Genomic DNA, 20,364 nt, shown 5'->3' on the forward strand with positions numbered 1-20,364 from the left:
AGTGTCAGTCTGTGGAGCGACCGTAAGAGCTGAACAGAGCAAATCTGTTAAGCCAGGTGCTAAGAAACAGAAACCCAAATAGCGATGTTTGGGAATCCCTCGTCTCCGGCGAGGGAGGATGTCAATGTTTTTTCAGTGCAGATTGGGAATTTGCGCTCTTAACATGGAGATAGAAGGGTTATTTGAGCGAAGCGCTCGTGTGATTAGGAGAACACTACTTTCATGCCATCATCTCAAAAATTAAGATATGCCTATTTTCCCGGATGTGTGGCTCAAGGTGCCTGTCGGGAACTTTATCAGTCTACGGCTATTTTGACTCAAACCCTTGGGATTGAACTGGTCGAGCTGAAGAAAGCGTCTTGTTGTGGATCGGGTACGTTTAAGGAAGATTCCCAACTTCTCGAAGATACGGTCAATGCGCGTAATATCGCCTTAGCTGAGGAACTCAATTTGCCTCTGTTGACGCATTGCAGCACTTGTCAAGGGGTGATTGGTCGGGTTGATGAACGCCTGAAAGATTTTCAGCAAAATAGCCCCGCTTCTTTAGAACAGATTAATCATTTACTCGCTAAAGAAAGCTGTAGCCCCTACAAAGGAACCACTGAGGTTAAACATTTACTCTGGGCGCTTGTTGCGGACTATGGTTTGGATGAAATTCAACGTCGGGTGACTCGTAAACTCTCGGGGTTAAACTGTGCGGCGTTTTATGGTTGTTACCTGTTACGCGCTCAAACCAGTCTCCCCTATGATGATCCTTATCAACCGGAGTCGATGGAAAATTTGTTTCGCGCAGTGGGGGCGACTCCGATTTATTACCGGGGACGGACTCAATGTTGCGGTTGGCCGCTTTCGAGTTATGCGACGGATCTGTCGTTTCAAATGGCGGGAAATCATATCACTGAAGCGATTGACTTGGGGGCTGATTGCATGGTAACGCCTTGTCCGTTATGTCATCTCAATCTTGATTCTCGTCAACCGGAAGTCGAAAAGGTGATTGAGCGATCGCTCGGTTTACCGATTCTACACCTTCCTCAACTGGTGGCGTTAGCATTGGGGATTGAACCGAAGAAACTCGGCTTAGACCGTCATGTGGTGTCCACTCAGCCTGTTTTGCAAAAGTTAGGACTTTAGACAGTTATCAGTGACCAGTGACCAGTTTTCAGTGACCAGTTTTCAGTGACCAGTGACCAGTGGGGACAGTTATCAGTGAACAGTGACCAGTGACCAGCGCAAACTTGCGACCCGGCGGAATAGTCGGTAGCGCGAACTCGCGGCCCGGCGGTTTCCGGCGAGAGCGAAGTTCGTAAGAGAGCAAAGTTTGTAAGAGAGTGACCAGTTAGCAGTTAAAGACTTCCCCTCTTGCCTGTTGCCTATTGCATGATTGCATGATTGCCTCTTGCGCTTTTGCATGATTGCCTCTTGCCTGTTGCCTGTTGCCTGTTGCCTATTGCCTATTGCCTTTTAACTGGTAATGAGTGACTGGTCATGAGTGACTGTAAACTGTTCACTGACCCTGCCCCCCGGAGCGAACATAATATTACGGAGTCTAAAGTTTTATCGCCTTGTGTATCTTGCTCGCCAAAGACTGGGATAAAGTGATGGAATATATACGATAATTCAGCTCTAGAACTTGCCATAAAATCTACAACGATGTAGATTCTGCAAAACTTGAGATCCTTTGGAGAGCTTATTCAATGTCTCATTCAGTCAAAATTTACGATACCTGTATCGGTTGTACCCAGTGCGTTCGGGCTTGTCCTGTAGATGTTCTTGAAATGGTTCCCTGGGACGGTTGCAAGGCAAAGCAAATCGCATCTTCTCCCCGTACAGAAGATTGCGTGGGTTGCAAACGCTGTGAAACCGCTTGTCCGACTGACTTCCTAAGCATTCGGGTTTATCTGGGTGCTGAAACAACCCGGAGTATGGGTCTGGCTTACTAAAATCTGGGACAAACAAGAAGTTCTTCTGAACTTATCTTTGAGTCACTATTGCCGTTTTAATGGTTGTAGAGAGGGAGAATTAACTTCCTCTCTATTTATTTGCTGATTTTAGTTTGAGAGGCTTGACGTTCGACCATCAGACCCGTACCTTGAGTTAAGATCTCTCAAAACCTGATTCCCGAAATTTCCGCAGTATAGTGAACTAAGTCCAAATGCTATTGAAACGGGGTCAAAAGCAACAGGGTGGCGGATTCATTCAAAAACTTATATTCTCAATCAATATCCCATCTGGTGCTAACTATTTCTGTAAACCGAATCCCAAACGTTGTAGCTTTAACCGTTTCTTTATTCGCATTTGATTTGATTCTTCGTAGGAGTAACAACCCTGATGTGTGGAATTGTTGGTTATATCGGCACTCAAACCGCTAGTGAAATCCTGTTGAGTGGCTTAGAAAAGCTAGAATATCGTGGCTATGACTCGGCTGGAATGGCGACGGTTTGGCAAGGTCAAGTTCATTATATTCGAGCGAAGGGTAAACTCTATAACCTCCGCAACAAACTCGCCAATACAGAAATGTCAGCCAATATCGGGATTGGTCATACTCGTTGGGCGACGCACGGAAAACCAGAAGAACGCAATGCTCACCCTCATCTTTCCCCCGATGGAAAAGTTGCCGTTGTTCAAAATGGGATTATCGAAAATTATCGCGAATTACGTGAAGAACTCAAAGCAAAGGGGTATGAGTTTAAATCAGATACGGATACCGAAGTTATTCCTCATCTGATTTCTGAATATCTCTCTCAACCGTTACCTGATGGGATGGTTTGTTCTCCTTCTGTATTTGTGGATGCGGTACGATCTTCGGTGAATCGACTGACTGGGGCTTTTGCGATCGCTGTTGTTGGTGCTGATTTTCCCAATGAATTAATCGTTGCTCGTCAACAAGCACCGCTTTCGATTGGTTTAGGTCAAGGCGAATTTTTCTGTGCGTCTGATACGCCTGCTTTAGTTCCTTATACGCAAACGGTTCTCAGTTTAGAAAATGGCGAACTCGCCCGTTTAACGCATTTGGGGGTTGAGGTTTATAGTTTCACAGGTGAACGCCTCCATAAAATGCCGCGTATTCTCGATGTGAGTCCTACTCTGGTTGAGAAACACTCCTTCAAACATTTTATGCTCAAAGAAATTCACGAGCAACCGGGAGTGGTGCGAGACTGTTTGCAGGCTTATATTAATAGCAATTGGGAGCTTGAATTTGAAGCCAAAATAACGGATGAATTGCATCCGGCTCCGGTGAATACGAACGAATCTCCGATACAATTAGGATTACCCGATGAATTATTAGAAAATCTCGAACAAGTGCAGATTTTGGCTTGTGGGACGAGTTGGCACGCGAGTTTAGTCGGGAAATATTTACTCGAACAATTAGCGGATTTACCGACAACTGTACAATATTCTTCAGAAGCCCGTTATGCCCCCTCGCCGATCAGACCGAATACATTAACAATTGGGGTGACTCAATCGGGTGAAACGGCTGATACTTTGGCGGCTTTATCGATGGAAAAACAACGTCGTTTGAATGCACCAGAACAGTTTAAAGCTCGACTCTTAGGGATTACCAACCGCACGGAAAGTTCACTCGGTCAGTTAGTTCCTCATCTGATTAATACTCGCGCTGGAATTGAAATTGGGGTGGCTGCAACGAAGACGTTTACGGCTCAAGTTATAGCCTTTTATCTATTGGCGATAGATTTGGCTTGGCGACGACAGACTTTACCTCAGTCTCGTTTACAGGAAATTCTTAAAGGTTTGCGAAAGTTGCCTTCTCAAATTGAACTGATTTTAAATACTCAAGCCGCTAATATTGAGGAGTTTTCCCACCAGTTTAGTGATACGAAAGATTTTATCTTTTTAGGGCGTGGAATTAATTTTCCAATTGCCTTAGAAGGGGCATTAAAACTCAAAGAAATTAGTTATATTCACGCCGAAGGTTATCCCGCAGGAGAGATGAAACATGGGCCGATCGCGTTATTAGATAAAGATGTGCCTGTTGTGGCGATCGCGATGCCGGGAACAGTCTATGAAAAGGTGATTTCTAATGCTCAAGAAGCAAAGGCTAGAGATGCCCATTTAATTGGGGTAACAGCGAAAGAAACTTTAGAAGAATCTGATGTTTTCGATGATATTTTACCTGTTCCTTTGGTCGATGAATTGTTATCACCGATTTTAGCAGTTGTTCCTTTACAACTCTTGGCTTATTATATTGCGGCTCGGCGAGGTTTAGATGTAGATCAGCCTCGTAATTTGGCAAAATCGGTAACAGTTGAATAGTTAATTTTATGCTGTTTTAACTGTTGTAGCGATAAAATAAAGTCGTTTACTATCGAATAAAGTCCTTGACTAAAAAATAAAGTTCTATACTAGCAAATAAAGTTGTATACTGCTGGTATAGGGCTTTTGTACTGTATTGGAATCGCTCCACAGTTCGGGCAAGCTCTACAACCTCTATGGGGCTAGAAAATGGCGAAACGTAGTCGTAGTAGTAGTTCAACTGTTATAGAACAGCGATTGAAGGAAGGTCGAGGTCAAGGGAAAGGAGAAAACTATAACCCTTGGTTACATACACAAGACGTTGCATCACAGGGATTGGCTATCCGAATTAAGGGCTGGAAAACAAGCAGAGTTCATCATCTGTTGAGTAAGCTTGAGGGTCAGTATTTTTACGTTCTTGAGTGGTCTGAGATTGTCTCTGATATTCGCGAACAATATCCTCTTTTACCCTTAACAGAAACTTTAGCGATCGCTGAACAGCTAAATATTTCTCATCCAAGTGACCCTTACAGCAAAGAACCAGTTGTAATGACCACCGATTTTCTGATTACTTCCCAGAGGAACTTTATTAACCCAATTGACCAAGCTCGAACCATTAAGTATGCTAAGGATTTACAATCTCAGCGAACTCTAGAAAAGTTAGAAATTGAAAGATGTTACTGGCAAAAACGCAATATAGATTGGGGAATTGTTACTGAACGCGAAATCCCTAAAACAGTTGTTGAGAATATTAAGTGGCTGCATACTTATCTCGATGCTACCGAACTATTACCCCTGACACAAAGGGAACTTGATCGCATAGAGATAGTTCTTGCCCGATTGGTTATTGAAGCAAATAGCTCTCTAACTAATATTACTAACCTTTGCGATGACCAACTTGGTATAGAACCAGGTACAAGTCTTTCTGTAGTTCGTCACCTATTAGCAAATCGAAAATGGACGACAAATATGAATAAGGCAATTATACCGAGTAAAAAGGTAGAGATTGCTGTCAAGTCAGTCAGTATTCAAGAGCAAGTTGAGGGGATCGGATGAAACTCTATATCAATATGCTCTGGGAGTGGAAACTTCAGGGAAGCGAGGATGCAGAATCTCGAATCGAGCGTCTGCTTTGGACAGATATCTCAGGTGTTGATATTGCAACTATTGAGATCTTAAACCCAAAGGCTTTACCCATGTTTCAAAAATATAAAGATATTGAATTTGCAATTGAAAATCAACATATACAGATACTCGAAGTTGATCCTTATGCAACTTTGCTCAGATCTGAAGAAACCATTCCAGAAAAACATCGAAAATATAGAGATGAAGCTTGGGATGTTATTTCTAAATTAGTTGAGAATAACAATGGAGAAATCTTTTATCCGAAAGAAAGGGGAATGTTGCTAAGAGATGCAGAGCAAAAAACAGGGCGGACGAGAATGACTCTATACAAATATTTGCGTCGCTACTGGCAGGGTGGGCAAACTAAAAACGCTTTACTGCCTTTATTTGATAAATGTGGCGCAAAAGGTAAGCTAAGAAACAGTCATGGGCTTAAGCGAGGTCGTCCTACAAAACTTGCCAAAGCAACTGCAATACCCAGAGGAGTTAATGTTGATGAAAATATGAGAGACAAATTTAGGCGAGGAATTAGCAAGTTCTATGAAAATGCTAACGGACGAACTTTGCAAGATGCTTATGACAGAACACTAAAAGAATATTTTAAAAAAGGTTATGAATTAGCACCTGATGGTACTTTGATACCTTACTTACCTCCAGCCAGCGAATTGCCAACTTTCGGACAGTTTTATTATTGGTATGAAAAAGAGCGCAATGCTGAACAATCACTTTCTAAACGTAAAGGACAACGCCGTTACAACCTCAGCTATCGTGAAGTTTTAGGTGATTCAACTCAGATGGCTTTCGGCCCCGGATCGCTGTATCAAATTGATGCAACCATTGGCGATGTCTATCTTGTCAGTTCTTTAGATCGAAGCAGAATTATCGGTAGACCTGTTATTTACATTGTTATTGATGTTTTTAGTCGGTTAATAGTAGGAATTAGTGTGAGTTTGGAAGGGCCAAGTTGGTTGGGTGCAATGCAAGCTTTGGAAAATACTGCCAGTGATAAAGTTAGCTTTTGTAAAGAGTACGGGATTGAAATTACACAAGAAGACTGGCCGAGTTGTCACCTACCAGAAGAAATTCTTGCAGATCGAGGAGAATTGGAAGGCTACAATGCTGATAATTTAGTGAATGCTCTAAATGTAAAAGTTTCAAATACTCCTCCCTATCGTGCTGACTGGAAAGCAATCATTGAGCGTAATTTTCGACTAAGTAATGACAAGTTTATTCATTGGATACCTGGGGCTGTTTATCGACCTCGTGAGCGAGGTGATACTGACTACCGTTTAGATGCTGTACTAGATTTACATCAGTTCCGTAAATTAATGATTTTATCTGTTCTAGACCATAACAAAGAGCATCGGATGGACTGGTATCGCATGGATGAGTACATGATTCAAGCTCATATTGAGCCTTACCCAATTGATTTGTGGAATTGGGGTATCCATAATCGAGTTGGACACTTAAGAAAAGTTCCTTCTGAGGTTATTAAACTTAATCTTCTGACCACAACTCAAGCTACTGTTACATATCGAGGTATACGTTTTGAAGGGTTATTTTACTCTTGTGATCTAGCCTTAAAAGAACAATGGTTTGTAAGAGCAAGAGAAAGAGGAACTTGGAAAATATCTGTTGCTTACGATCCTCGGAAACTAGATACTCTTTATCTTAGACTTGAAGATGGGCGAAGAATTGAAGCTTGCTACCTTGTAGATGCAGACAAAACATTTAGAGGTCTAGATTGGTATGAAGCTGTTGATTATTTTGAGTTGCGGAAACAGTCTAAAGAAGCATCTAGAACGAGAAAACAGCAATCTAAAGCGACTTTACAAGCCCAAATGGAACAAATTATTAATCAGGCAACAGAGCAAACCTCTGAGGCTTCAGAGTTTGCTGAGGTACAGAGTAAGCGATCGCGCATTAAGGGAATTCGACAGAACCGGAAACAGGAAAGGGAAATAGAGCGCGAAACTCAAGCTTGGCAACTAGGACAAGAGGAATCAGTAGGCAACTTCGGACAAGTTATTCCATTAAAATCTACAACTGAAGAAGCAAAAGATAATGAACCCGAAATTCTTTGTGAACAGTCAGAGAAAGATGTGTCTACGAATGAAGTTTCTGAGACTTCAATTGAAATTGATTCATCTCATGTACCTCAATCTCAGTTGATTAACAAATTGCGTAAGTTGCGTCCCCAAACATGGAATGATGATGAAGATTAACCAACATATTCCGTCTATATTAGTAGGTAAAGGTAGGATTGAACAGGCAACTTATCGAGATCCTGAACTACCCAATTATCGAGATAATCCTCTGATCGAAGCTCTTCCAGCTATTTTGACCCAGGATGAAACCGCAGAACTGTTAGCTGATTATCCTGACTATGACAAAGAGCAACGCACTATGCCTGCTCACCTGCGCTTACACTTAATTCAAAATGCCCTTCAGTTTTTTGCACCGCTACCTGTTCACTTTGATTTGGAGCAACGATTTTCACGCATGATCCGAGTAGGATATCAAGCCAGAAATCCTGCTATAAATGGATTCTGGGGAGATGTACAGACGCGAGTTCAATCTTTAAGAACAACTCGTCAATCTTCACGGTCAACTGCTACAGGATTTACGATTGTTGGTATTAGTGGTGTTGGTAAAACGACTTCTATTGAAGCTATTCTTTCACTGTATCCGCAGGTAATTCTCCATCATTGCTACCGTGAGAATAATTTCAGTTTTACCCAAATCGTATGGCTCAAATTAGATTGTCCTTTCGATGGTTCTATCAAAGGGTTATGCTTAAACTTTTTCCAGGCAGTAGATGATTTACTGGGAACTCGCTACTACGAGAATTATGCTAGTGGTCGTAAAACTGTAGATGAATTGCTGCCTCGCATGGCACTGGTTGCTTCTTTACACTCAATTGGCGTGTTGGTGATTGATGAAATTCAGCATCTCAGTCAAGCCAAAAGTGGCGGTTCTAGCAAGATGTTGAACTTTTTTGTTCAGTTGATTAACACCATTGGATTACCCGTTGTACTGGTTGGAACTTACAAGGCTATATCTGTTTTGAGTGGGGAATTTAGGCAAACTCGCAGAGGAACTGGACAAGGGGATCTGGTCTGGGACAGAATGAAAAAGGATGAAATTTGGGACTGGTTTTTGGAATGCCTTTGGGGGTATCAATATGTACAGAAACGATCTAAATTAACGCCCGAATTAAGTGATGCTTTATATGAAGTGACACAAGGCATCACAGATTTTGCTGTTAAAGTCTATATGCTCGCTCAAATTCGGGCGATCGCAATGGGAGAAGAAACGGTAACTGCACAGGAAATTCGATTAGTTGCTCAGGAAAGTCTGCGGATGGCTAATCCTATTTTGCAAGCCCTGAGAACAGGCGATACTCGAATCCTTCATACTGTAGAAGATGTACATCCGATTGATTTAGATTCCTTTTTGCAAGAAGCCCAAAGTAAGCTCAATAAGGCAGAACAACTCCAAGCTTTAAGTAGAACAAGAAACAAATCTAGTCCTGAAAAACCATCGCCAACGCAGACAACTTTTCAACCTGAAACCGGAACAAAGAGTGTTGAGACTCCACCAAAAACGTCTAGAACCCGCAAGAAGAAAAAGTTAGCAGCAGATAGTTTGCCTGCAATTGCAGCAATGGGAGAAAAACAAAAGTTGACCGCTTATGATTCTATTAGAGAGGCAGGTTTGATTCGTCCGGCAACTGAGTATTTACAAGAGGAGGTTAGCTAATGATTGGTTGCTTTCCTGATCCTTATCCTGATGAATTACTGTATAGTGTTTGCGCTCGTTACCATCAACGAGTTCAATATCCGAATAAGAAGAATACCTTGCGAGAATTATTTGGTGATGAAGCGGCGATCGCAGTTGTTGATCTCCCGAGTAATCTGAGCAATCTTGTCTCAGCATTACCAACTGGCAGTCCCTATACAGTTGAAAAATTAATTAATCAACATACTTTATTGCCTTTCTTTGCCCCTTTCCTCGACCCTCAACAATTTCGGCAACTTTGGGCAGATATGGAAGGTTCGCGTGGCTCTGCTATTTATATGCGTTCTGGATTAATGGCTAGTGTAGTTCAACCTCCAGAATGGCTGAGGTTTTGTCCGGAATGCGCTCAAGAAGATCAACATAAATTTGGTGAATCTTACTGGCATCGTCTTCATCAAATACCTGGAGTAGAGATTTGCCCTCAGCACCAAATTCGATTAGTTAACAGCCAAGTTCGAGTACAAAATCCTACGACTCGCCATGAATTTATTACAGCAGATCAAGGAATCAAGTTACCAAAATCTCAGTCTTATACCCTGAAAGATTCACATCACGATCTTTTATTAAAAATTGCTCAAAATGCTGCTTGGCTTTTAGAAAAACATATCTCTCCACCCGGACTAACGATTTTGCTCAAACGTTACCGAGAGTTACTGGCAGAGCGAGACTTAGCAACTTATAGTGGTAGGGTCAGAGCAAGTAAGTTGTTAGAAGAGTTTAAACGCTTTTATCCTGACGATTTACTACAACGACTTCAGTGTGAAATTGATCCAAAAAGCGAACATAGCTGGTTATTACGATTAGTGCGATCGCCTAAAGGTTCTCAGCATCCATTACGCCACTTGCTGCTGATTCAATTTTTGGGTCACAATGTTGAGTCATTTTTTAAACTTCCTAAGCAATTTCAACCATTTGGCACGGGGCCTTGGCTCTGTCTAAATCGAACCGCTAGCCATTTCCGTCAGTCTGTCATTCAAGAATGCGATATCACTTACAGTCAAGAGCATGGTAAACCCATCGCTACTTTTTCTTGTACTTGCGGATTTATTTATTGTCGTACCGGGCCGGATCGCACAGAAGAAGATCAATTACGCATTACTAAAATAAAAGCCTTTGGTTCTACATGGGAGAATAGCCTCAGAGAACTTTGGCAAGATTCAACTGTTAGTCTGCGAGGAATGGCGCGTCAGCTTGGTGTCGATCCAAATACTGTTAAACTTCATGCTGCGGCTCTATCGCTTAATTTTCCGCGTCAAAGTAAGCGACAAACTAATCGGAGTCAAAGAAAATTAGTGGGTAGTGAAAACAAAAAGCAGGAAATTTTGGAAATTACTTTGGAAAAATATCGCTCAGAATGGCTAAGTGCCAGAAATAATAATCCTGAAGCCGGACGTAATACTTTACGAAAACAGTTTCAGCGAGTTTACACTTGGTTGCGAAGACACGATCGCGAATGGCTAGAAGCGCATCTGCCAGCTATACAGCAAAAAGCACCTCCCCCGCCTCGTGTGGATTGGGAAAGTCGGGATAATGAATTGGCTGAGTCAGTCAAATTGGTAGCAGCAAGTCTTTATAGTAAACTAGGAAAACCGAAGCAGGTTACAATTTCGGCGATCGCTAGAGAATTAGGTCAATTAGCGCTTATTCAGAAACATCTTGATAAGTTACCTTTAACAGCAAAAGTTCTAGAAAGTCTGGTTGAAAGTCGAGAAGCTTTTGCAATCAGGAGAATTAACTGGGTAGTAGACTGTTACTGCCAGGAGGGAGTGTGTCCGCCGAGGTGGCAGTTAGTCCGTCGAGCAGGTCTACGTCCAGAGGTTGAACTGCTACCATCAGTACAAGATGCTCTCAATCAAGCTCTGGAAATTCTCAAGCAAATACCTCACCAACATGGCAAAGATTGTCCGCCTCAGCGAATGGCCCTTTGATCAAGATGAATGTGTAACGCTTTGGTGGTTGCGATCGCCTTGGCGAGAATCGACTCATCGGCAATGGCGCACGACTGCGGTGTTCAAACAAGAGTCAGGTGAATTTAGAGAAGTCGATTTTCCTTGGGGATTAATACCTTGGCTGCGATTGGGACAATTGAGTTCTCCAGGCTTTAAAAAACCTGGATTCTAAGCGGAATTGCTACTCAGATTAAAATCTGCTTCGCAATACTGCTTACGATACGATCTAGAAAGACTACCTAGAAAATATCGATGTGGGAGACTCAACACTCCCCTAACAACCTTAGCTAAGTGCTGTGTTGATACTTTTGATTTTCGGATTATATTGGCAGCACCATTACAGTCCGCATTAATTAATTGACCTCTAGAACCTCTAAACAAACCTCTTTGAACTCGCTTTCCTGATGAAGTCCACCCTATGGGTTTCTCACCAAATGTAGGTAGAATATCACTATCTAAGAAACTGGCTTTTGAGGTATAAGATTCTTCAGTCTCGATAAACTCTATCCCGTGTTGTTCACAAAGTTGAGCAATGCGGGATTTTAGTTTTGCCGTGGGAATCTGTACAAAAGACTGGTTATTCTTCTTGCCCATATTGATACTGTCTTTATGGCGCTGATTCCATCCAAATACAATGGTTGAAACCTTATTCTTGAGACACCAGTTAATGATAAACCTTGCGGCTTTATTAACATTGTCACGCATCTGACGATTGCGCTTTTCGGTAATAGATGCAAGATGTTCATCCCAGTAACCTTGCTCCTTCCCAGTCTTTAACTGAGCAACCTGCTTGTTATACCATTGATTTTGGGATTTCACCTTTTTGCCATCAATGATGAACGATTTACCTGTCGTACTAACGCAAGTTAGCCAGTTATTCAATCCCGGATCGATCCCAAGTATGTGTTCAGATTGTTCAACTTGTTTGACTTCTGACTGTTCGTAGACAAACTCTAGGTAAAAACTATTGTTGCGCGGAATAAACCGAAACTCTTTGATAGCATTAAAGCTCAAATTAGTGGGCATAGGCAACGTAAAGCTATCAATCCCAAACCAGGCTTTTACTTGCTTACCCAATGAAAATTGTAAATGACCATCGGTTAACTTTACCCATCGTTTTGGATAGCTTACAACTGCTAGACCCCCTTTCTTTCTGTATTTTGGAAGCTTAGGCTTATTGGTTAATTCCCCTCGCTTGTACATTCTAATTAGTTTCTTGTAAGAGTTGAATGATTCAACCACGCCATGCAAAGTTTGTTGAGCGCAAGCTGACCTTAAAGCTTTAAAATGCGGGTTATTTTTTAACCTTTTATCAAGGTCATACTTCGATAAGAAGTGATTCGCCTTGAAAAACATCTGGCGACATAAATAAATTCCGCAATTTATTAGCTTGTTGGATTCTGAGCAGATATACTCAAGTATCGCTGCTACTTCTTGGTTGCTATTAATTAAGTGTTGTTGACATCCGTACAATCTCATCACCTCCTGTAGATATAATACCAATAAACAGTATTGAAAATCAGAGGGGAAAATAATGGCAGGTTTTAACCTGCCGTGTCGTTATTCAACCAGTCGTTAAAACGAACTGGCTAACTTCCTCCCGTGTTATTTAAGGTTTTTCAAAATGGGCAACCCGTTTGGAATGAAACGACGGGTGATGTCTTTAAGCTCGTGATTTATGATTCATCCTCGGCTACACTCTCCCAGGTCGCAAACATCCCAACCCTAGCCAATTATCTACTTGAAGGTGAAAGTAATTTAACCGAATATTGCATTAAATTTCAAACCCCACAAGGTATTACGCTTGTGTTTCCGGTCTTGGAGTGTATTCGGGCTTTTCTGGTTCCGAATAAAACATTAGCATTTGGGTTACTAGAACCCAACTACTTTGAGCGTGTAATTACTCGAAATGAAATTATCGGTAATAAACTGCTTTTAGATTTTTCAGAGGATATGGCTAAACGAGTTTTAAGTAAGCCGTTTACGTTTTCTGTGGCTCGGTTGTTACATGATTCATCGTTTCGCTCTGCATGGGATCGGGTGTATCGCGATCGCCTCAGTCAAGCCTCACAGGTCAACTGGAATTCCTCGATTCCACTCGTGACTAATTTACCCCGTTTTACTTCTAATTGGCACGTTAGAGGTCTGTTAACCGAGCAAATTCTATGGGTTCAGCAAATATTGGAAGTTGCACCAGTGCGATCGCTACCTTTCTCAGAACTTGAATTTACGCATCCTCGGATTAAAAAGCGAGAGTCTGTTGAAAAAAAAGTTGTTAAGCGACAAAGAAAACAAAAAAAAGCTGTTCATAATGAAAACGTAATAGAAACTGAAGCAAGCCCTCCTAAGCTTGCAACGCCAACCCGTAACCTTCCTCGTTTAAGAAGCTCGATTATTGAAAGGAAAAAGCTCAAAATAACTCAAACCGGGGCTACCTCAGTCACGGTTCCAAAGACAACTGCTGATCTCTCTAAAGTTGATAATCAAGACTCGGAAGCTGTTTTGAAAAGCCAAACTGTTAATCTTGCTGATACAGGAGTCGGAGGACAAAATCAACCTGCTGAATTTGCCCTTCGTTCGCCAATGGATATCTTTGTTGCTACAGATGATGGACTCAATGAGTTTGCTGAAGCAATTCGCTTTTTGGATGAGACACATTGGAATATTTCAGTGACTTGGGAAGTGCGAGAGTTCGCAAAAGAAACTCTGTTTGCCAAGATTGCTGATCGCACGAGAAAGTTTGCTTTAGTCAAGCTAGAAAGCTCAGAACAGATTTCTTGCTGGATATTGGAGTTTGGTAGACCTGATAATTTCTCGATTTCTACACTGCTTTTCTCCTTATCTCCACAAAATGTTCAGGCACAATATGAGAATCTTCTAGATCAATTATTAACTCAAGCTTTACTTCCTCAAGGTGGATGGCAACGTAGTATCCTTAAAAAGCTTCAAGAAGAAATAAGTGGATTTGTCTTTGCTCTAACTAAACATACCAGTAAATCTACTGAGGATTGGGGAGAAAGACTCTATAAGAAGGCTAAAGAAATTATCAATCTGTAAAAAAGATTCAGAAGTGACCTTAAATCAAGCTATTAAGAATTACCAGATCGAGCCTAGAAATTTTTTCTACTACTTGGAGCTTGAAAGACTGGTTTTGTTCTGGTTGACAGTGAATCCGTAATCCTGAGCAATAGAGCCTTTATGTTGAATTTTTATGAATTTAATCGCCACATTATTAAAACTTTATAAAACTTGTTTTATTTGTAAAGCTTTTGTAAAGATTATCTGATTTTCAAAGACAGTCATAACTTTTATTGTTAAGCTGGATTCACTGGGGTGGAAAACATGAGGAAAACTCAGAGTGAAGTGGGTGTTCCTAATTTATCGGACAATGTTTGAGGCTGGAAGTTCCCTACGGTGGGGCAATTAGCTTTTCAAGTCTAACGTTGATTATGTACTCCCACTCAGTTAATGCTGCTGAGTCGAGTTAATTTGTGCATCTTTTCTCTACTGTTATTGGCAAAATTTAAAGAGTTATGATCAATTGCAAATCCATAGTCAGTCTGGCTGTCACTACCCTTCTATCGACAGTAACGTCTTTCACTTACCAGAAGTCAACTATAGCAACTCCCCGTCGTATTTCGACTACTTTTTATTGTGTACAAAATAATTCTTCTGGTGGATGGGCTACGGTTGCTAGAAGGGGTGAAAATGTTACACCTCCAATAATTACCTGGAATACATACTACTTTGGCTCTGAATATACACCTGAGAAACGTTGCAATTTTGTTTCCAATAAGTTAACCTCAGTAGTGGCAGCAAATGGTGGAAGCTTACAAGATCTACTCCTGACAATCGGCCCGGTTAACGGTTTGACAGTTGTTTGTTATGTCAATGAAGGTCAGGAAGCTTGTAATAGCTACAATATGTTATTCACTCTCAAACCAGAGAATGCGCGAAGAGCAGGTGAAGTTCTGGCTCAAATTTTGAATTTTAGTGTGACAGGTACTGGTAGTCCCGTCCAAGAACAAAATGGACGGCCTTATGTTCGGCTAGATCAACTTAATCAGATTTTAGGGCCTGAAACTATAGATGCTCAACCGAATCCGAGTCCTCGTGTACAACCGAATCCTCCCCAACGTCAACCCGTTTCTCCCAGTCCTAGCACTGGCGGTGGTATCTAGGAATCTTGTATCAATCCTCTTTTAAGCTAACCTGGGAGGTAAATGACTTCTCAGGTTATTTAATATTAATGTTATTCAGAGATTGCTGTGAAGACAAAACCTATTATGTCTCTACATTTAAAAGTTTTAGGTACTTCGACCATCTTACTACTTAGTGCTGTTTTTGGTTGTAAGCAGATTGCTTCTATAGCATTAGCAGTACCTACACCTGCCAATCATCAGTTAGATTCTATTAATTTAAACAATAAACTTCTCGCTCTATCTTATTCCCATACTTCATCAATCGGAATATCGGCTGAGGAAATCGCTCGGCAAGTTACGGTTAGAATTCTCACTAATCCAGGGGCAGGCTCCGGTGTAATTATCGGTCGTCGAGGTAATATTTATACTGTCCTAACGAATAATCATGTTGTGATTGATAGTAGAGATAATCGCTATACAATCTTGACATCTGATGGTCTAACCCATTCAGCACAATGGTTAGATTCGATTCAGTTTCCAGATGCAGATTTGGCTTTGATGGAGTTTAGGAGCGATCGCTCTTATCGGGTAGTTGAGTTGGGAAATTCTAGCACCTTGGAAACAGGAGATACTGTTTATGCGGCTGGGTTTCCTAATTGGGATATGAGTGACTGGCGTAATGGAATTTATGATACTCGTGATTGGGGAACGAGAGCTTTTCGTTCTACTGTAGGTCAAGTAGAGATGATTTTACCGTTACCCCTAACGAGAGGATACGGACTAGGCTACACCAATGAGATTGAACAGGGGATGAGTGGTGGGCCTGTTTTGGATGGCAATGGACGATTGGTGGGAGTCAATGGACGACTCAAGTATCCCTTGCAAGGTATGAGTGCTTACACCTTTGAGAATGGTACTCAACCTTCTGCATCACAATTTCAACAGATGGAAGCTTTAAGCTGGGCTGTCCCTATTTCTCGGTTTCGCAACAGCCAGTCTGCATTATCTCAAACTCAAATTATACAGTCATTAAAGTTATCGGAAAGAGAGGATTAAGCATGAGAGTTCTGCGTTGGTTTCTTGCTGTCTTAATCGGTTTTGGGATTGCTCTTTTGATTGGGACTTCAGCACCTGCAACAGAAACGCTGACTCCTCAACAAATTGATGCAATGGCTTCTCAAACAACGGTGTTGATTGCGGAAGGGTTGAAAAAGGGGGATCTAGAGGCAAAACAGGAATGGCTACCGGGTTCGGGTGTGATTGTGGCTAAACAGGGAAAAACCTACTACGCGCTGACGGCTTTTCACGTCGTCCGGGTTAAGGGAACAACCTACGGGGTACGGACGAACGATGGACAGGTGCATTTTGTTTCGGATAAGAATGTCAGAGTGTTTGGTAAGGAACTGGGGAAGTCTGGGGAAAAGATTGATGGATTTGATCTGGCGCTAGTGAAGTTTGAAAGCGATCGCAATTATCCAGTTGCGGTAATGGGAAATTCGGAAAGTCTGCATTCAGGGGAGTCAACTTATGTTTCGGGTTGGCCAAATCCGGAAGATCTGAGCGCTCGCCGTGTCCGAGTTTTGTCTGATAATGGCAAGCTCAATTTAATTGTCGATCCACCTTCTGAGGATGGGGGATATAGTTTACTGTACAATAACCAAACTCGTCCAGGGATGAGTGGTGGCCCGGTTTTTAACACTCAAGGAGAGTTGATTGGGATTCATGGACGGGGAAGGGGAACTGAGAATAATTGCAGTCCTGAAGATGATATCAATCGCAGCAATAGCTGTGGGATGCAGTCAATTCATTTTATCGATCAGGCAACTAAGGTGGGCTTGCAGCTTGTTTATGCAGAACCCCCTGTGCAACAGGGACTAATTGAACAGGGGAGAAAAAATAAGGCGAGGGCTGATGTGATTAACAACATCTATGAGGACTTTACAACAGAATTTTTACCGTCTGGGTTGCGGGATCGGCCTTCTAGTGGGTGTAATTTTTTGTTGATTCCGGATTGCGATTGAGAAAGCTGACTCAACTTCAGTAGCCCGTTATAAGAGGTTTTCTAGTTCCTTAAAAGCTTCCCTTACACTAATTGCATTAACATTAGACATTACTGGAGTGTTGTTTGAGTCAACTGCTGGATTTCCCTGAAGATCAAGCACTTGGAATTTTCTTTGGCTCCTTCTGATTAAGTCGGCTAATTCAGGAGCTGTGAGATAGCGATCAGGGTCAGGGATTGAAGGCTCAACACTCCACAACCAAGCTGCTAACCCTGCAACCTGAGGAGCAGCAGATGAAGTTCCACCCAATTCTGTGCAGTCTACAGCGTCATTGGAACTCAGCGATGGAAAACCTCTAGAACTGGAATTGATGAGACATGGTGTCTGGTCTGTACCAAATGCTCGAACTCCTAGAGATCTATTAGACACAATGTTTGAAGTTCTGTTGTAGCTCCCTTCATAAGTATTTCTATTTTGACTGCTCCAACACCGGGGATTTCTGATGTTGGCTAACGAACATCCCGCCAAGTCTACGTGTAAATTCTCAACAACCAATACATTTTTAAGACGTGGAATCTTATTCGTCTTCGTCACAGTTTTACAGAAGCTTCCCCGTTTAAAGAATCTTTTAATACGACTTCCAAAACTTCCGCACTTCTTCTCTTTACTTTGCTCCGTTAGAGTATCAACTAACCCTGCTGCTGTCCATATTCCACTATCTTCTGCGTCAATTACTCTGCCCTGTAACATATTACTATCATTTCCAGCAGCCTGAACCAACAGTACCCTATTTTCTAAACCCCTCTGACGAATTTGTGTTGCCCAATATTTACCTTGACGTTCAGATACGCTTCTAGTACTGATATAAATTATTCTTCCGTCTGGAAGTTGGATAGAATTTTTTGTTAGTGCTCCTGAAAAGTTGACAACATGATTACCGCTCATTTTCTGAAGAGTAAACAGTAGTTTTTCTTGCCAATTACTCGCTACTGCATTAAACGCAAAAACTCTCTTGGTGGAGGGATACATTCCGACAACTTTGTTTCCATGAGCTGCCATGATACCACCAACTAAGAAACCATGAGTATTTAAGTCACAATCGTTGTTCTCGTCACACGTTTTCTTGTCTTCTATATGTGAAGCACTTCTATCATTAAAAATTGCAATGTTTCTATCATCGAACTGATCAAGAGACTGACCTTTATTAACACCTACCTTCTGATTACAAAAAAAGCCTACATTTCTACAGAACCAATTGTCTACTAGAATTGTCTGATCTTGAGATTGAGAAGAATCTTGAATATCGTCCAAGTTGAAGCTTAGTTTCTTATTATGAAGAAATTCCAAGAGGGCATTATTTTGCTTGAATGGGATTAATTTCCTAGCTGTAAGAACAGCAGAATCTTTCATCCCCAAAAACGGCTCGAATAAACGACTATATCTTTTGTAAACTGGGTTAACAAGAGTAAGATCATTATTCATCGGCATTGAAAACCAATCTACTATAAAGAGATTGGGTGGATGATCATTGCCCGATGGCTCTATTAAAGTATTACTACTGTCTATCGCCCCCATTACTCTCAGATAATGAGGGATTGATCTTAGATTAGGCTCTTGTGCAATAGTATAATTTTGAGATTTTTCAGGCTGACTGTTAGATATTATCCTATAGCTTGAGCTAGCAATACTCTTTTGCATTTCAGCGGACGATGATAAAGTTACTGATCCTTGCTCTGGAAACTCATTCATTATTAAATCATCTGTTGTTGGGTCTGGAACTTCATCAATAATGACAGGTACAGTGGTTACAACCGATGGCTGAGTTGATAGGATTTGCTCCACATTATCTACCCCATCTAAATCTCCTGTATCCGGAATTTTGAGAGTTATAGCAGTTACTCCTTCAGCAGAACTAATAATTCCTGATCCTGTTGCTTTTAGTGCTGCATTAATGTCTTCAACCTTTGCATCATCAGAGAAAACTACTCTCAATTGATTCCGAACAACAATCAATCCGCTAGTGTCGCTGTCTGAACGAGTATCTCTCTGCTGTTCATTTTCTGTAGCAGCATCGGGAAGGAGATCAGGTAAAACTTCAGAAACTTTGAGTTCACCCGGAGCAGGTAGCTCAGTTATTACTGTAGTCTCATCTGTAAGTTCTTCTCCTCGAGGATCTCTCACCTCAGTATTCTCCGAATTCAAAGCCAGAATCCCGAAGGTATCGCCACTCGCATCTGGATAAATAATTGGACTAGAGAAAGAGCCATAAATCTGGGAAATACTACCAGCAATTCGACTACCTCCTGGCCCTGCATTACTTTCAAATTCAATCGGTTCTTCCGCATCCACTAACCCAGAAGCAGTAAACAACTGCACAGGAACCGAGCTAAAACATCCCTCTGCTCCCCGTGCCTGATTGAGAGTAAACTGAGTAAAATTCTCATTGAACTGGCCACTAACTTCGTAATATCCCTTCTCACATCCCGGTACGCTACTCTCAAAAATCTGAAACGATCCATCCACTTGACGAGAAGGTTCGGGCAAACCAGGTCGTTCCTTTCCCTTAGCTAATGTTTCATCAGGAGGTGATATTTCAGGATCGCCTCCAGCTCGTAGCCCGACTCCCACCACTAAAACGACCTGATCCCCTTGCTTTTCTGTGGTATAGACTACTCCTACTAGACTCGACAAATTCACATTCCGAATATTATTTGTGCTGACACATGAAGCCAACCGTGCCGCCATGTCCTTCACATTTGTCCCCGTTAATAATCCCTGAGCAAACTGCCTCTCAAATTCTGCCCTTGAAAACTCTTGAGTTTCTACGCAGGTAAATCGCCGTTGGTAATCTTGCTGCACTTGAGCCTCGTAACTTGAAATAGCAACTTGTTGTTCAGTCTGTTCTGACTGAGTTACAGACGACACTGCATCTGAAGCGGTACTGAGGGCAACTTGGGGCAATCTTAGAATAAGACCTACAGCAACCAGTGCTGCCAGGAGGATACTAATTAGGATTCGGAGAACTCTTCGGGACATTTTAACAACTGAGCTAATTCAGGGGTTTGTCTACAAAATTTGCATAGGAAACAGCCTTTG

14 protein-coding genes are annotated in these 20,364 nt (G+C 41.7%); 12 read left to right on the forward strand and 2 right to left on the reverse strand.

Translation table 11 applies throughout. The features are described from left to right. Positions 1-222 precede the first annotated feature (222 nt). The 8 genes from VB836_RS09975 to VB836_RS10010 all read left to right on the forward strand — a co-directional run bounded on the left by VB836_RS09975 (position 223) and on the right by VB836_RS10010 (position 11,298). Positions 223-1,131 (forward strand): CoB--CoM heterodisulfide reductase iron-sulfur subunit B family protein, encoded by a 909-nt coding sequence (locus VB836_RS09975; RefSeq protein WP_323219213.1) that lies wholly within the window; start codon positions 223-225, stop codon positions 1,129-1,131. Positions 1,132-1,694: 563 nt separating this feature from the next. Then, positions 1,695-1,940, forward strand: coding sequence for a photosystem I iron-sulfur center protein PsaC (gene psaC / locus VB836_RS09980; protein ID WP_046277594.1), 246 nt, complete (start codon positions 1,695-1,697; stop codon positions 1,938-1,940). A gap of 388 nt (positions 1,941-2,328) precedes the next feature. Beyond that, positions 2,329-4,272 carry a glutamine--fructose-6-phosphate transaminase (isomerizing) gene (gene glmS, locus VB836_RS09985; RefSeq protein WP_323219215.1) on the forward strand — a complete coding sequence of 648 codons (1,944 nt, stop codon included), beginning with the start codon at positions 2,329-2,331 and terminating at the stop codon, positions 4,270-4,272. 189 nt (positions 4,273-4,461) lie between these two features. Next, positions 4,462-5,307: a TnsA endonuclease N-terminal domain-containing protein gene (locus VB836_RS09990; RefSeq protein WP_323219217.1), complete on the forward strand. Its 846-nt coding sequence runs from the start codon at positions 4,462-4,464 to the stop codon at positions 5,305-5,307. Beyond that, positions 5,304-7,601, forward strand: coding sequence for a Mu transposase C-terminal domain-containing protein (locus tag VB836_RS09995; protein WP_323219218.1), 2,298 nt, complete (start codon positions 5,304-5,306; stop codon positions 7,599-7,601). The genes VB836_RS09990 and VB836_RS09995 overlap by 4 nt, the downstream gene beginning before the upstream one ends. Then, positions 7,585-9,138 carry an ATP-binding protein gene (locus tag VB836_RS10000; RefSeq protein WP_323219219.1) on the forward strand — a complete coding sequence of 518 codons (1,554 nt, stop codon included), beginning with the start codon at positions 7,585-7,587 and terminating at the stop codon, positions 9,136-9,138. The genes VB836_RS09995 and VB836_RS10000 overlap by 17 nt, the downstream gene beginning before the upstream one ends. Then, positions 9,138-11,105, forward strand: a complete 1,968-nt coding sequence (locus VB836_RS10005; protein ID WP_323219220.1) for a TnsD family transposase — start codon at positions 9,138-9,140, stop codon at positions 11,103-11,105. Before VB836_RS10000 ends, VB836_RS10005 begins: the two co-directional genes overlap by 1 nt. Beyond that, entirely contained in the window at positions 11,068-11,298 is a 231-nt protein-coding gene (locus VB836_RS10010) for a hypothetical protein (RefSeq protein ID WP_323219222.1), read from the forward strand. Before VB836_RS10005 ends, VB836_RS10010 begins: the two co-directional genes overlap by 38 nt. On the opposite strand, the gene VB836_RS10015 is transcribed toward VB836_RS10010, so the two are convergent. Next, positions 11,295-12,599: an RNA-guided endonuclease InsQ/TnpB family protein gene (locus tag VB836_RS10015; protein WP_323219223.1), complete on the reverse strand. Its 1,305-nt coding sequence runs from the start codon at positions 12,597-12,599 to the stop codon at positions 11,295-11,297. The two genes, VB836_RS10010 and VB836_RS10015, sit on opposite strands and share 4 nt — an antisense overlap. Before the next feature lie 129 nt (positions 12,600-12,728). Here VB836_RS10015 and VB836_RS10020 point away from each other — a divergent pair, with 129 nt between their 5' ends. The 4 genes from VB836_RS10020 to VB836_RS10035 all read left to right on the forward strand — a co-directional run bounded on the left by VB836_RS10020 (position 12,729) and on the right by VB836_RS10035 (position 17,289). Continuing rightward, positions 12,729-14,183: a hypothetical protein gene (locus VB836_RS10020; protein ID WP_323219224.1), complete on the forward strand. Its 1,455-nt coding sequence runs from the start codon at positions 12,729-12,731 to the stop codon at positions 14,181-14,183. Between the two features lie 476 nt (positions 14,184-14,659). Next, positions 14,660-15,307: a COP23 domain-containing protein gene (locus VB836_RS10025; protein ID WP_323219225.1), complete on the forward strand. Its 648-nt coding sequence runs from the start codon at positions 14,660-14,662 to the stop codon at positions 15,305-15,307. An 87-nt stretch (positions 15,308-15,394) separates the two neighbouring features. Next, entirely contained in the window at positions 15,395-16,324 is a 930-nt protein-coding gene (locus VB836_RS10030; protein WP_323219227.1) for a S1 family peptidase, read from the forward strand. Between the two features lie 2 nt (positions 16,325-16,326). Continuing rightward, positions 16,327-17,289: a S1 family peptidase gene (locus tag VB836_RS10035; protein ID WP_323219228.1), complete on the forward strand. Its 963-nt coding sequence runs from the start codon at positions 16,327-16,329 to the stop codon at positions 17,287-17,289. Positions 17,290-17,316: 27 nt separating this feature from the next. On the opposite strand, the gene VB836_RS10040 is transcribed toward VB836_RS10035, so the two are convergent. Next, entirely contained in the window at positions 17,317-20,229 is a 2,913-nt protein-coding gene (locus VB836_RS10040) for a S8 family serine peptidase (RefSeq protein WP_323219230.1), read from the reverse strand. Positions 20,230-20,364 lie beyond the last annotated feature (135 nt).

The organism is Limnoraphis robusta BA-68 BA1 (assembly GCF_034932365.1).
GTDB lineage: Bacteria > Cyanobacteriota > Cyanobacteriia > Cyanobacteriales > Microcoleaceae > Capilliphycus > Capilliphycus robustus.

What these genes read in the sequence shown, in the direction of transcription:
- VB836_RS09975 (WP_323219213.1), top strand. Translation starts at nt 223, where the DNA reads ATGCCATCATCTCAAAAATTAAGATATGCCTATTTTCCCGGATGTGTG.
- psaC (WP_046277594.1), top strand. Translation starts at nt 1,695, where the DNA reads ATGTCTCATTCAGTCAAAATTTACGATACCTGTATCGGTTGTACCCAG.
- glmS (WP_323219215.1), top strand. Translation starts at nt 2,329, where the DNA reads ATGTGTGGAATTGTTGGTTATATCGGCACTCAAACCGCTAGTGAAATC.
- VB836_RS09990 (WP_323219217.1), top strand. Translation starts at nt 4,462, where the DNA reads ATGGCGAAACGTAGTCGTAGTAGTAGTTCAACTGTTATAGAACAGCGA.
- VB836_RS09995 (WP_323219218.1), top strand. Translation starts at nt 5,304, where the DNA reads ATGAAACTCTATATCAATATGCTCTGGGAGTGGAAACTTCAGGGAAGC.
- VB836_RS10000 (WP_323219219.1), top strand. Translation starts at nt 7,585, where the DNA reads ATGATGATGAAGATTAACCAACATATTCCGTCTATATTAGTAGGTAAA.
- VB836_RS10005 (WP_323219220.1), top strand. Translation starts at nt 9,138, where the DNA reads ATGATTGGTTGCTTTCCTGATCCTTATCCTGATGAATTACTGTATAGT.
- VB836_RS10010 (WP_323219222.1), top strand. Translation starts at nt 11,068, where the DNA reads ATGGCAAAGATTGTCCGCCTCAGCGAATGGCCCTTTGATCAAGATGAA.
- VB836_RS10025 (WP_323219225.1), top strand. Translation starts at nt 14,660, where the DNA reads ATGATCAATTGCAAATCCATAGTCAGTCTGGCTGTCACTACCCTTCTA.
- VB836_RS10035 (WP_323219228.1), top strand. Translation starts at nt 16,327, where the DNA reads ATGAGAGTTCTGCGTTGGTTTCTTGCTGTCTTAATCGGTTTTGGGATT.